This window comes from Myxococcota bacterium (genome assembly GCA_039030075.1).
In the GTDB taxonomy this organism is placed as follows: Bacteria; Myxococcota_A; UBA9160; order UBA9160; family SMWR01; genus JAHEJV01.
In genome coordinates, this window is sequence record JBCCEW010000016.1 from 22991 (window position 1) to 36303 (window position 13313).

General features: G+C 70.7%; 9 protein-coding genes and 1 tRNA gene. 5 read left to right on the forward strand and 5 right to left on the reverse strand.

Going from position 1 to position 13313, the window contains the following annotated elements; all coding sequences use genetic code 11:
* Window positions 1–12 precede the first annotated feature (12 nt).
* From AAF430_16740 to AAF430_16750, 3 genes are read left to right on the forward strand one after another with little or no spacing between them, the layout of a single operon-like run.
* Window positions 13–1098, forward strand: a complete 1086-nt coding sequence (locus AAF430_16740) for a hypothetical protein (protein MEM7411880.1) — start codon at window positions 13–15, stop codon at window positions 1096–1098.
* A complete protein-coding gene (locus AAF430_16745) occupies window positions 1098–2063 on the forward strand; it encodes an ADP-ribosylation factor-like protein (GenBank protein ID MEM7411881.1) in 966 nt (321 codons plus the stop codon). Before AAF430_16740 ends, AAF430_16745 begins: the two co-directional genes overlap by 1 nt.
* A complete protein-coding gene (locus AAF430_16750) occupies window positions 2063–4348 on the forward strand; it encodes a sensor domain-containing diguanylate cyclase (GenBank protein MEM7411882.1) in 2286 nt (761 codons plus the stop codon). The genes AAF430_16745 and AAF430_16750 overlap by 1 nt, the downstream gene beginning before the upstream one ends.
* Here AAF430_16750 and ald read toward each other — a convergent pair.
* From ald to AAF430_16770, 4 genes are all read right to left on the reverse strand, one after another.
* A complete protein-coding gene (ald, locus tag AAF430_16755; GenBank protein MEM7411883.1) occupies window positions 4345–5478 on the reverse strand; it encodes an alanine dehydrogenase in 1134 nt (377 codons plus the stop codon). The genes AAF430_16750 and ald overlap by 4 nt on opposite strands.
* 89 nt (window positions 5479–5567) lie before the next feature.
* Entirely contained in the window at window positions 5568–6593 is a 1026-nt protein-coding gene (locus AAF430_16760; protein ID MEM7411884.1) for a hypothetical protein, read from the reverse strand.
* Window positions 6590–7105, reverse strand: a complete 516-nt coding sequence (locus AAF430_16765; protein ID MEM7411885.1) for a Mov34/MPN/PAD-1 family protein — start codon at window positions 7103–7105, stop codon at window positions 6590–6592. Before AAF430_16765 ends, AAF430_16760 begins: the two co-directional genes overlap by 4 nt.
* Window positions 7106–7232: 127 nt before the next feature.
* On the reverse strand, window positions 7233–7721 hold the full coding sequence (locus tag AAF430_16770; protein MEM7411886.1) for an Rrf2 family transcriptional regulator: 489 nt from the start codon (window positions 7719–7721) through the stop codon (window positions 7233–7235).
* A gap of 258 nt (window positions 7722–7979) precedes the next feature.
* Between AAF430_16770 and AAF430_16775 the strand changes: the two genes are divergently transcribed.
* Window positions 7980–11000: a DEAD/DEAH box helicase gene (locus AAF430_16775; GenBank protein MEM7411887.1), complete on the forward strand. Its 3021-nt coding sequence runs from the start codon at window positions 7980–7982 to the stop codon at window positions 10998–11000.
* On the opposite strand, the gene AAF430_16780 is transcribed toward AAF430_16775, so the two are convergent.
* Complete coding sequence (locus AAF430_16780; protein ID MEM7411888.1) at window positions 10883–13048, reverse strand: VacB/RNase II family 3'-5' exoribonuclease; 2166 nt, start codon at window positions 13046–13048, stop codon at window positions 10883–10885. The genes AAF430_16775 and AAF430_16780 overlap by 118 nt on opposite strands.
* 66 nt (window positions 13049–13114) lie before the next feature.
* Here AAF430_16780 and AAF430_16785 point away from each other — a divergent pair.
* Window positions 13115–13201, forward strand: a tRNA-Leu gene (locus AAF430_16785).
* Window positions 13202–13313 lie beyond the last annotated feature (112 nt).

The following is a 13313-nucleotide window of genomic DNA, read 5'->3' on the forward strand; positions in this document are numbered from 1 at the left end:
AAGAACGGAGCCGTGTCCGAAAAGCCGCCCCAGAAAGTCCGCCTCGAGCTCTCGGCCCAGGCCGCGAAGTACGCGCGCCGGGACGCCCCGCGCGAAGCGCGCCTGATGGCCGCCCGCGGCGCCCTGCCCTTGCAGCCCGTGGAGCTCGCGACCGTGCTCTTTGCGCTGATGCACGATCCGGATGCCGAGGTCAAGTCGAAGGCGCGCGACAGCCTCGAGAGCCTGCCGCCCCACGTGGTCGGCACGGTCGTCGAGCAACCGGCGCCGGCGCCCCTGCTCGACCACCTGGCGCGCTCGGCGCCCGAGGACGAGGAGCGGCTGGAGAAGATCGCGCTCAACGCCGCCACCGGCGACGCCACCGTCGCCTTCCTCGCCGGTCGCCCGTTCAAGAAGATCGTCGACATCGTCTCGAACAACCAGAAGCGGCTATTGCGCTACCCGCCGATCGTCGACGCCCTAGGCGACAACCCGCTGACGGGTCGCGCGGTGATCGACCGGATCCTCAGCTTCCTCGGCGTCGACTCGCGCGACGAGGAGGAGGAACAGGACGACGATTGGCTGGACGTCGAAGAAGACGTCGGGGACGAGGAGGCACAGGCGGCCCTCCAGGCCATCCTCGGCGACAGCTTCGCCTCGCTCACCCAGGATGGGGACGGCGAGATCGATCCCGACGAACTCGAGCAGGGCGGTAGCCTCTACTCGGTGATCCAGAACCTCTCGGTGTTCCAGAAGATCAAGCTCGCCCGGATGGGCAACAAGGAGGCGCGCAGTCTGCTGGTGCGCGACCGCAACAAGATCGTCGCGATGGCGGCGGTGACGAGCCCGAAGATCTCGGACACCGAGATGATCGCGATCGCCCAGTCGCGCAACGTCTGCGACGACGTGATCCGGGTCATCGCCCGCAACCGCGATGTCACCCGGAACTACCAGGTGAAGCACGCCCTCGCGACGAACCCGAAGACCCCCCAGGCGACCGCGATGCAGTTCGTGAACTATCTCCAGGACCGCGATCTGCGACAGCTCATGAAGAGCAAGGACGTGCCGACCGTCGTGGCCACCCACGCCCGCCGGATTCTCACGAGGAAAGGGAAACTCTGATGGCGAAAGTGCGACCCGAATCCAGCGAGGTCAACGCGCGCATCGTCTATTGGGGGATCGAGGGCGCGGGCAAGCGCACCAGTCTCCAGGGCGTCTACCGCAAGCTGCGCCCGGATCACCGCGGCGAGATGCGCGAGGTGCCGACCCGCATCGACCCCGGCGTCACCTACACGGTGCTCCCGATCGAGCTCGGCGACGTGGGCGGCATGCGCACGCGCATCGAGATGATCGCGATGCCGAGCGGCGCCGAGCACGCGCCCACCCGCAAGCAGCTCCTCGACGAGGTGGACGGCGTGGTGCTCGTGCTCGACTCCCAGGCCGAGCGCGCCGAGGAGAACCTCGCGAGTCTCGAAGAGCTCTCGAAGGCCCTGTCGGACTACGCGCGATCGATCGACGAGATCCCGCTGGTGGTCCAGTACAACAAGCGCGACCTCGTCGACGCCTTCGCGATCGAGGATCTCCACCGACGGCTCGGACTCGCCGGCGCGACCGTCTTCGAAGCCGTCGCCACCGATGGCACGGGTCTCTTGCAGGCCCTCTCCACGATTTCGAAGAAGGTCATCCGCTTCCTGCGCGAGCAGAGCATGAACGGCATTCCCGCGGCGGCGATGGCCGATCCCGCGGAAGCACCGGCTGCAGTTCCGGCCCAGGACCCGCGCGAGGCGATGGAGGAAGCCATCCTCGCCGAGGCCAACCACCCCGAGCTGCTGGAGGCGAACGAGGGTTCCGACGCCGCCGCCATCGCGCTCGAGGATCAGGCCTGGGGTGAGATGCCCGACGACCTCGACGCGCCGCTGGGCGCGCGCATCGGGGCGAACCTGTCGATCGTCTCGGTGGGCGAGGCCTCGCGGGCCGACGCGCGGAGCGTCCGGATCCCGCTCGTGCTCGGGGACGAAGACGGCGAAACGTCGAGCGTGGTCCTCACGATTCGACTCGATCCCCTGGTGGACGGAAACGAGCGCTGATGCGCAAGCGGATCGGCATCTTCGGAGCCACCGACGAGGCTCTCGCGCTGATCCCGCTCCTCGAGGGGAACGCCACGGTGGAGATCGTCACCGTGGTCGATCCGGACGCGCTCCGACTGCTGGAGCGCCTGCCCGAACTCGAGCCGAGCGTTGCCGCGACGCTCGAGAACACGCTCTGCCAGGATCCCGAGGAGCTGCTCGATCCCTCGCTGCACGCGGTGATCGACGCGTCCACCGGGACCCCGTTCAGCGAGCGCTTCCCGCAAGCCCTGGAACGCGAACTCCAGATCGTCTCGCCGCTGACCGCGCGACTGCTCTGGGGCCTCGGCGTCCCGCTCGAAGAGCGGAAGTCCGAGCTGCTCCAGGCCCTCCACGAGGTCGTCGACTCCTACAACCTGACCGTCGACGCCGACGCCCTCTTCGTCCGCATGCTCGAGATCGCCATCGGCGTGATCGGCGCGGACGGCGGTTCGCTGATGCTCCTGGATCCCGAGCAGCAGGCCCTATCGGTTCGCGTGGCGGTCGGACTGGAGCCCGAGCTGTGGCCGAAGATCCGCGTGCCGCTGGGCGAGGGCATCGCCGGGCGCGTCGCGGCCGAGGGTCGCTCGCTGCGTCTCCGCGGCAAAGCGGATCGTCACCGATTCCGGATCGTGCGCGAGCGACTCGACGTCGAATCGGCGCTGTCGGTGCCGCTGGTGCAGAGCGGCCGCATCCTCGGCGTCCTCAACCTCCACCACCGCACGCGCTCCGACGCGTTCAGTGAAGAGGACCTGGCGTTCACCGAAGAGTTGGCGCGCCTCGACGCCCAGATCATTCTGCGCTCTCAGGAGCACGCGGCCCTGCGCAGCCAGGCGGCGCGCTACGCCGCCGTGCGCGAAGTGGCGTCGATCATGGGAAGCTCGGGTCCCCTCTCGGACCGCCTGCGTCGTCTGTGTGCGTTCGTCGCCGAACGCGTGGGCGGCGGCATCGCCAACCTCTACCAGATGGATCCCGCCGAGGGCGGCCTGCGCCTCGCCGCGACCTCCCTCGCCGGCGGACACCTGGGCGGCGAGTACCGCGTCCAGGTCGGTCAGGGCATCGACGGCCGCGTGGCCGAGAACCGCAGCCCCGCCTTCCTGCGCCAGGCCGACGGCACCATCGACTACGCCGCCCTGCCCCTCGCCGTGGGCGACGCGATGGCCGGGGTGCTCTCGGTGCAATCGGGCTCGCCGGCGCCGCGCGGTCGCGCCGCCGAAGAAATGTTGCTCGAGATCGCCGCCAGCGCGGCGGAAGAGATCGTCCACGCCGAGCGCGAGGCCCGCATGACCGCGCGCGCGAACATGGCCAACGCCATCAACGAGGCCGGCGTGCGCATGATCGGCACTACGGATTCCTCGGAAGTGCTGCGCCTCGGCACCTCCTCGGCGGCCATGGTGCTCGAAGCCGACCACGCCGTCTTGCGCTTGCAGGACGCCGAGACGCGCCGCTACGTGATTCGCTCCTACTTCGGCTCGGCCGACGGGCCGCTCCAGGAGCGCCTGTTCCGCCTCGACAAGGACGTGTCCGTCGAAGTGCTGAAGCGACGCGGACCGATCCGGGTGGCCGATGTCGCGGCCAGCCCCCACCTCACCGATCCCGGCACCGGGGTCCGATCCCTGGTCGCCGCCCCGCTCCACCGCCGTGGCCGGGTGATCGGCACCCTCGCGCTCTACGACAAGATCGCGAACGATCGCTTCTACGCCGGCCGCTTCAGTGAAGAGGACGCCCAGGTCTTCGAGCAGTTCGTCTCGACCCTGGAGCGGGCGCTCTCGAACGCCCTCTTCTACGAGCAGAGCCGCCGCTTCCGCAACTTCGACGAAGACACCGGCCTCCCGAACGCCGCCTACCTCGAACAGCGCGTGCGCGAAGAGATCGCGCGGGTCGGACCGCGCGAGGGGGGCCTGGCGCTGGCCGTCGCACGCATCGAGAACCTGGCGGCGGTCGAACGCGCCGGCGACCCGGTGAAAGCCAGTCGCGTCATCCAGCGCATCGTCGACGCCCTCCGCGGTCACGCCCGCGACTTCGACGTGATCAGCCGCGTCGACGACGACGAGTTCGCCGTGCTGCTTCCCGACCCGGGCCACGACCCGGCCCAGCGCATCCTCGACTTCGCCCGGGCGGTCGCCGAGGACGTCACCAAGGACGAGGCGCTGAACACCCCCGAGCGCATCGCGCTGGCCTTCGGCTACGCCATCCACCCCGGTGACGGGACGGACGCGGCATCGCTGCTGGCCCGCGCGCGCGACCCGCGCATCCACATGGTCTAGCTCGCGGGGGCCTCGAAGGTCCCGGGGACGAGCTCCTTCAAAGGCGTCAGCGGCAGCTCCGTCGCATCCGCCACGCCAGGGTGTACGAGCTTCCCGCGGTACACGTTGGTGCCGAGCGCCAGCGCGGGCTCGGCCGCCAGGGCGGCATCGATGCCCGCCCCGGCGATACGCTCGATGTAGGGCAGGGTCGTGTTCGTCAGCGCCTGGGTCGAGGTCCGCGGTACGGCCCCGGGCATGTTCGCCACGCCGTAGTGGATGACGTCGTGCACCAGATAGGTCGGGTCGGCGTGGGTGGTCGGGCGGATCGTCTCGACGCAGCCGCCCTGGTCGACCGCGACATCGGCCACGACCGAACCCGGCTGCATCGCCTCGATCATCGCTTCGGTCACGATTGTCGGCGCGCGCCGGCCCGCGATGTAGACGGCGCCGATCACCAGGTCGCTCGTGACGACCGAACGCTCGATGTTCGCCGTGTTGGCGTAGAGCGTGTTGAGCTCGCCCCGAAAGATGTCGTACAGGTAGGTGAGGCGCTGGAGATCGATGTCGAGGACGTCGACCTCGGCGCCCAGGGCATGCGCCACCCGGGCGGCATTGATCCCGACGATGCCGCCCCCGATCACCGATACGCGACCGCGCAGCACGCCCGGCACGCCGCCGACCAGGATGCCTTTGCCGCCGCGGTCCTTCTGGAGGAGGGTCACGCCGATCTGGGCGGCCAGGCGTCCCGCGACTTCGCTCATCGGCGCCAACACCGGGAAGGTCCCGTCCGGGCTGCGAATCGTTTCGTAGGCGACCCCGATCACGTCGGCCGCGAGCAGGGCGTGGGTCAACTCCGGGTTCGGCGCCAGGTGCAGATAGGTGAACAGCACCTGGCCGCGCTGCATCAGCGGCACTTCGTCGGGCTGGGGCTCCTTCACCTTCACCACGAGTTCGGCCGACCAGGCGGCCTCGCGGTCGACGATCTTGGCGCCGCGCGCCTCGTACTCGGCGTCCGCGAAGCCCGACCCCGCGCCGGCACCCGCCTCGATCCAGACCTCGTGGCCGGCCCGTGACAACGCCGCCACGCCGTCCGGGACCATGCCGACCCGGAACTCGAGGACCTTCGTTTCCTTCGGAACGCCGATGCGCATCCTCACTCCTCTGGGCGGTGCCCCGGAACCGGGGTTGGGTCGTGCTCCGTAGACGCAAAGAGCGTAGGGGCCGGCTCTCGCACGCGCGCCTACCACACCGGGTAGTCGGCATCTCCGTCGTCGAACAAGAGCCGATCACCACCCCCATCGAAGCGCCGCAGGTAGAGCTGGTGACGGACGGGCTGCTCGCCCGAGACGTAGGCGACGAACCGCCCATCCGGCGACCCCGTCGGCCAGGCCTCGGCGCGCTGGGCGGCGCCGAGGCGGGCCCGCGCACTGCCGTCCCCCCGGATGCGGAAGAGCTGCGGCCGACCGCGGCGCACGGCCGTGTAGACGAGCCAGGGTCCACTCCCTACCCAGCGCGGTTGATGCCCCGACCCGAGGGCACGCTCGTCGCCGGCGAGGTCCACGGTGAAGAGAGCGCTGCGACCCCGCTCGACCCGGACGAATGCCACCTGGGAATCGGCACAGCTCGGACTGTGGTCCGTCGCCCCCACGGTGAGGTCGCGGAACGGACCGCGCCCGCCGGGTTCGCTGACCTGGAGGCGGGACACCGGCGCGCTGCGATCGGTCTCGATCCGGGTGACGACGATCCGGCCGTCGGCCCAGAAACAGGCCTGGGTGTGAAGCGCCGGCCCCTGGGTGATCCGCCGGACACTGCCTTCGGCACGGTCGTACTCGTACACCTGCACATCACGGCTGCCGGGCGTGGGCTGGGCGAACAAGAGGCGTCGATGCGCGGCGTCCCAGTCCTGGGGAACGGCACCGCGCCGCGCGGCTTCGACCAGTTCGAGCGCTCCCGTGCGCGGATGGAGCAGGGCCAGGCGACCCTCCCGGACTGGCTCGGACGCCACGCCGAGGCGGTCCGCGAAGAACGCGCCGAGCGCATCGAGGTCGGTGTAGAGCCGGGCCTTCGAACCGACGCGGGTGGTGCCGGCGGCGACGCTGTCGACGGCAGGCGCACTCGACTCGGCGCGACGCCGAGCCTCTTCCGGTGTCCGGTACTGGATCGCGATCGGCTGGGCGGGAAGCGCGTCTGCCGGGACTCCGGCGCCCAGGCATCCGCCCGTAGCCAGACCCGACGCGCAGAGCAGGAAAGCGAGCGCCCGCTTCACGCGGGCTCGGCCTCCAACCGATGGGCGGCGAAGTCGAGCCCGCTGCGCAGGAAGATGCCGCTCTCGACCACCGATCCCTCGTAGACCGAGATCACGATCTGGTCGGCTTTCGGGAATGGAAACAAGGGGTGACGTGCGTAGTCGAGATCGAGTTTCGAGAGGTAGGCGCCGGCCCCGACATGCGAGTGGTAGACGGCCGTGATCTCCTCGCCCCGGCTCTCGGCCTCGCGAGAGGCAGCCAACACGTCGTGCTCGTCCATGTGGTAGGCCGAGGTGCCGTCGCGCGGGAAATCACTGGGGGACTTCTGATGCAGAAAGGTCACCTGGTTGCGACAGCGAAGCACGCGCCCGTAGCGCAGCCCCTGGTCGCTCAGCACCAGCCCACAGCACTCCTCGCCGAGCGCCTTCTGGGCGTCGAGTGCGTGTTGGTAGAGCTCGTGGAGAATCCGCGGCGGGATCGCCACCGGCGGCAGGTTCTCGTCGAGTTCGATGCGGTCCGTTGCGATGCCCATCGGCCCAAGCGTTCCATCGGAGCAGCGGGGGAGAGGCGGCCGCCCCCGGGGCGAAGCCGTTGCGTGGGGGGCGGCTTCATGATTCAGGACGGGCACCTGGAGCGCAAGCGGAAGAATCCTCGTGAGGTCAGATGAAGTACATCGGCGCTTCGCCCTCTTCGCGGGGCAGCTGGCGGCGCAGCGCCTCCCGGCAGAGGTCCTCGAGAGTCGTCTGCTCGAGGGCCTCGGCGAGCCGGCCGGCGAGGTCGGACCACACGAAGTCCGGCCGCCGGCCCCGGGCCGCGAGCGGGGCTTCGTCGTTCATCGCGATGGTCTCGGCCAGGGGCCCCTCCACCGCTTCGACCACCTCACGCAGGCTGATCGTGCCCGCCGGTCGGGCGAGGGTGTAGCCGCCGCCGGGCCCGCGCTTGCTGTGAACGAGCCCGGCGCGCCGCAGGCGGACGAAGATCTGCTCGAGGTAACGGGTAGGTACCCCCTGCCGTTCGCTGATCACCCGCACCTGGACGGGTTCGCCGTGCCCGTTGTAGGCGAGGTCGAAGGCCCCGCACACGGCGTACTGGACTTGAAGCGAGAGCCGCACGGCCGCCAGAGTGACCGAGCGCCGTACCCACCACAAGCGAGGCGACCGGCGGCGCGCTTTGGCGCCCGCCCACCCTTGCCCGCCCCACCCGAGGAGATAGGCTGACGATCCCCCCACGCGAAGCACCCGCCGAGTGGCCCTCCCCGCCCGGCCCGTGGCCCGACGCTGCGCAGCGCCTCCGGGTCCGGACAGCGCGTGACATCCCCCTCGCCTTCCGCGCCGCGCGCGACGGAGACGCACCGCGTCTCGCGCACCGAGGCGTCGCCCGTTCCCGCACCGGACACGTCTGGTCGAGTGGCGGGCTTCGTCGAGTCCCTGGCCGCATCCACCGACTACGCATCAGTGCTGGCGCATCGCGAGCGTCTGCCGGCCGATCCGCCCCAGTGGTCCGAGCCGTTTCCCGAGGCGTTCGCACGCCTCCGGCCCCTCCTCGAACGACGCGGCATCCGCGCGCTGTATACCCACCAGGCGCGTGCGCTCGAAGGGCTCGAGGCCAGACGCGACGTCGCCCTCGCCACGGCGACGGCGAGCGGCAAGACCCTCGTCTACGCACTGGCCACCCTGCGGCGAGCGCTGGAAGACCCGCGTTCTCGGGCCCTCTACCTGTTCCCGCTGAAGGCGCTCTCCCGGGACCAACGCCGCGGGCTCGAAGCCGACATCAATGCGCTCGGCCGCCCCGACCTGCGCGTCGCCGTCTACGACGGAGACACCCCGCAGTCCGAACGCCGTCGCTGGCGCGACGAACCGCCGACCGTCCTGATCACGACGCCCGACATGCTCCACGCAGGCATCCTTCCCCACCACGGGTCCTGGCGCGCCTTCTTCGAGCACCTCGACCTCGTCGTGATCGACGAACTCCACACCTACCGCGGGATCTTCGGCGCCCACGTGGCCCAGGTGATGCGTCGCCTCGATCGGGTGGCCCACCACCACGGCGCCGCACCGCGCTGGGTGGCCGCGTCGGCCACCGTCGCCAACCCGGGCGAGCTCGCGCATTCCCTCACCGGCCGTCCCTTCCAGGTGATCGAAGAGGACGGAGCGCCGCGCGCCGAGCGCGACGTGCTCCTCTACAAGCCCCAGGGCTCGCCCTACACGCTGGCCGCCCGGCTGTTTCGCGAGGCCATCGGCCAGGGCCTCCGCACCATCGCCTTCACGAAATCGCGGATCGTGACCGAGCTCATGCACAGCTGGGTGATCGAGGCCCAGCCCGAGCTCGAGTCCCGCATCAGCAGCTACCGGGCGGGCTTCCTCCCGAGCGAACGACGCGACATCGAGCGTCGCCTCTTCGACGGCTCGCTCTCCGGCGTGATCGCGACCTCCGCCCTCGAGCTGGGGATCGATGTCGGCGGCCTCGACGTGTGCATCCTCGTCGGGTACCCGGGCAGCCAGGTGGCGACCTGGCAGCGCAGCGGGCGCGTCGGACGCCGCGGACGCGCCGCCATCGCGCTGGTCGCCCAGCCCGACGCGCTCGACCAGTACCTGGTGAACCACCCGGCCGTGTTCTTCGAGCGCGGCTTCGAGCACGCCGTCCTCGATCCGCACAACCCGGAGATCGCGGCCGCCCATCTGCCCTGCGCCGCAGCCGAGCTGCCCCTCCGCGAAGGCGAGCGCTGGCTCGCCGAGCCCGAACTGCGCGCGAACCTCGCCCAGCAGGAGGAGGCCGGCACGCTGCTGCGCAGCGACGTGCAGCCCGAGTGGTTCGCCGCACGTCGCCAGCCCCATCGCGACGTGAGCCTGCGCCAGGCGGGGTCGAGCTTCGCGATCCTCGAGACGCGTTCCGGCGACGCGACACCGGAGCTGGTCGGCTCGATCGGCGCCGGCAACGTCTACGCCGAATGCCACGAAGGCGCGATCTACCTCCACCGCGGACGCCAGTACCACGTGCAGGAACTCGACCTCGAAGCGCACGAGGTGCACGTGCGCGGCGTGCGCGTCCCCTACTACACGCGCGCGCTCTCCGAGAAGGAGACCGAGATCCTGGCCCGCACCCGCCAGCGCCCGGCGGGCAACTTCCAGCTCGTCGAAGGACGCGTGCGCGTCACCACCCACATCACGTCCTACGAGCGCCGCCGCGTACACGGCCAGGACCTGCTAGCGACCGAACCCCTCGAACTCCCGCCCACCGCCTTCGAGTCCACCGGCGTCTGGTTGGAGATGCCGCCCGAGATCGCGGTGGCGCTGGAGGAGGCCGACCACCACGTGATGGGCGGCATACACGCCACCGAGCACGCCGCACTCTCGCTCTTTCCGCTCTTCGCTCTCTGCGATCGCCACGACGTCGCCGGCATCTCCTACACGCGTCATCCCCAGCTCGGACGCCCGGCGATCTTCCTCTACGACTCCCACGCGGGCGGTGTCGGGATCACGACCAGCCTCTTCGACCGGATCGAGACGCTGCTCGAAACGACCCTGCAGATGATCGCCGACTGTCCCTGCGAAGACGGCTGCCCGGGCTGCGTCCATTCCCCGAAGTGCGGCAGCGGCAATCGCCCCATCGACAAAGCGGGGTCCCAGCTCGTGTTGAGGCTCCTGCTCGGGCATGCGCCCCTGCCGGCGCTGCCCGAACCCGTCCCGCCGCCCGAAGAACCCCCCGCCGAAGCCGTGGCGGAAACCGAAGCCACCTCGGCTCCACGGATCGTGTACTTCGACATCGAGACCCAGCGCAGCGCCGACGACGTGGGGGGCTGGCACAACGCGCGCCTGATGCGGGTCGCGGTCGCGGTGACCTACGACACGTCCACCGACCGCTACACCCACTACCACGAAGCGGATGTCCCGGCGCTGCTCGAGCAGCTGCGCGCCGCCGACCTCGTAGTCGGCTTCAACGTGCTCCGCTTCGACTACCACGTCCTGCGCGGCTACACCGACGACACCTTCGACGACCTGCCCACGTTCGATCTGCTGGCCGACGTCCACCGGCGGATCGGGTTCCGACTGCCGATGGGACACCTCGCCGAAGAGACCCTCGGCACGCCGAAGAGCGCCGACGGCCTGCAATCGCTCGAATGGTGGAAGGCCGGAGAGGTGGAACGCGTCGCGGAGTACTGCCAGCGCGACGTCGAGATCCTGCGCGGCCTCTTCGAACACGGCCTGCGCGAAGGTCACCTGCGCTTTCGCACGCGCGACGGCGAACGCGTGCGGCTACCGGCACGCTGGGATCTCGCCGAGCTGGTCGAACGCGCGCGCCACGGGGATCCCTATCCGCCGCCCCGGCGTCGACCGCGACGCGGCGGGTCGAGGAGTTCGAAGTCGACGCGGGCCAAGACCGGGTCGGCCCCGGCCACGCGCACGCGTACCCGGTCGCCGAGGGCGTAGCGGCCGGTCGCCGACTGGAGCGCGCGGCCACTGGCGTCGAGCTCGTAGTGGTCGGGCAGGCGCGACACGTGCACCAGCCCTTCCACCTCGAAGCGATCGAGCCGTACGTAGAGTCCGTGTCGCGCGAGGCCCGCCACGGTTCCGTCGTGCTCTTCGCCCAGGTGCTGGCGGAGCAGGACACAGGCCTTCAACTGATCCATCTCGCGCTCGGCGGCGACGGCCACCCGCTCCCGGTAGGACGCGCGGACGGCGACGTTCTCGGCCTGCCGGCGGCGCAGGGCCGGGGCGTCCCCCGCCAGGTGCGCCTTGAGTGCGCGATGCACCGCGAGGTCGGCGTAGCGTCGGATCGGCGACGTGAAGTGGAGATAGGCCTCGAACGCCAATGCGAAGTGGGGAGACGACCGAGCGCTGTAGCGCGCCTGCCGCATGCTGCGCAGGGCCAGCTGCTGGATCCAGCGCTCGGCCGGATGCCCGCGAGAGCGCTCCAGGGCCTGAGCCAACTGGTGCGCGCTCAGGGCGTCCGGGTCCCCGCCTTCGAGCAACCCCATCGCCGTGAGCTCGAGCACCAGACGCTCGCGGTCGCGCGGGGCCGGCGGTTCGTGGATGCGATGGACGGCCTCCACCTCGGCGTCGATCAGGAACTCGGCGACTGCCTGGTTCGCCGCGAGCATGGCCTCTTCGATGGCGCGGTGCGCGTCGTTCCGCGGCGCGGCCTGGGCGTCCACGGGTTGACCGTGTGCATCGAAGCGGAACACCGGCGTCGGCAGCTCGAAGTCGAGCGACCCCGCTTCGACGCGGCGCTTGCGCAGGGCGCGGGTGAGGGTGCCGAGATCTCGCAGCATCTCGGTGCAAGGGACGTCGTCGCGACCGTCTTCGATGGCGCGCGCCGCTTCCTCGTAGGAGAGCCGCGCGCAGCTGCGGATCAGGCCGGGGTGGAAGCGGCGTCGGGTGACCCGGCCGCGCGCGTCGGCGTGGAGCTCGACCACCATCACGCGTCGGTCGGCGTCGGGCACGAGCGAGCACAGGTCGGACGACAAGCGCTCGGGCAGCATCGGGATCGCACGATCCGGGAAGTAGACGCTGTTGCCGCGAAACAGCGCCTCGCGATCGATCGCCGAGCCCGGCGCGACCCAGTGTGCGACGTCGGCGATCGCCACCCACAAGACGAAGCCATTCCCCGCCCGCTCGACGCACACCGCGTCGTCGTGGTCACGAGCGGTGGCGGGGTCGATCGTGACGAAGGTCTTCTGCCGCAAGTCCCGACGCCCCGGGGTCGCGTCGCCGTCGTCGCGCAAGGCGTCGACCTCACGCCGCACGGCCTCCGAGAAGTCCGTCGGCAGTCGATGCCGCCACACCAACGCCGCAAAATCGGCGTCGGGCTCGCCAGGTCGGCCCAGACGCTCGGTCACACGGGCCCAGGGAGAGACGTCGTCGCTGCGACGCTTTCGGCCCGGTCGCTGCGCCGGCACGGCGACGACGACGTCCCCGGGCTCGGCGCCGCCGGTCTCGTTCTTCGCGACGCGCAGCCACCAATCGCCCTCGTCCCGGTAAGGCCCGATTCCGTAGAGCGATCCCTGGCGCTGCAGGATGCCCACCCAGTGATCGCGACCGCCGGACACGACGCCGAGCACGTCGGCGCGTCCGCCGCGGGTGGCCATGACCACGCGATCCCCGGGCTTCGCGCCTTCGGTATCGCGCAGCCGATAGGTCTGGCCGCGGTCGTCTTCGGCCACGCCGCCGCGCTCGCTGCCTTCGACGATCGCGGCCTCGACGAGGCCGTCCGCCCGGGGAACCCGCCAACCCCCACGCACCTTCTCGACCCGCCCTTCTCGATCGAGTTCGCGCAGCATGCGGCGGAGGGAACGCAGCGCGCCGCGGTCGGCGCCCAGCGACCGCAGCAGTTGGGTCGCGGGAACACCGCGGCGTCCGCGCGCGGCGAGCGCCCCGACGATGCGCTCCGGATCGAGGGGCGCTGCGCGCTTGCTACGGGAGCGGCCTTCGGATCGCGCTTTCCCGCGGCGTTTCGTCGGCCTGCGGGGGCGCGCCATCGTGCAAAGGTACGCGAGCTTCCCCGATTGACGACCCTGGGCCCCGCCTCTAGTCTCCGGCCGCTCGCCCGGGTGGCGGAATTGGTAGACGCGCCAGGTTCAGGACCTGGTGGGGGCAACCTCGTGCTGGTTCGACTCCAGTCCCGGGCACCACGCATCCCTCGCTGAGACCGCCGAGGTCCCAGCGACCCGGATGCCAAGCAGGAAGCCGTCGACCGGACGGCGGGGTTCCGTCAGCGGGCGACCGAGGAGCCTCCGCCCACTT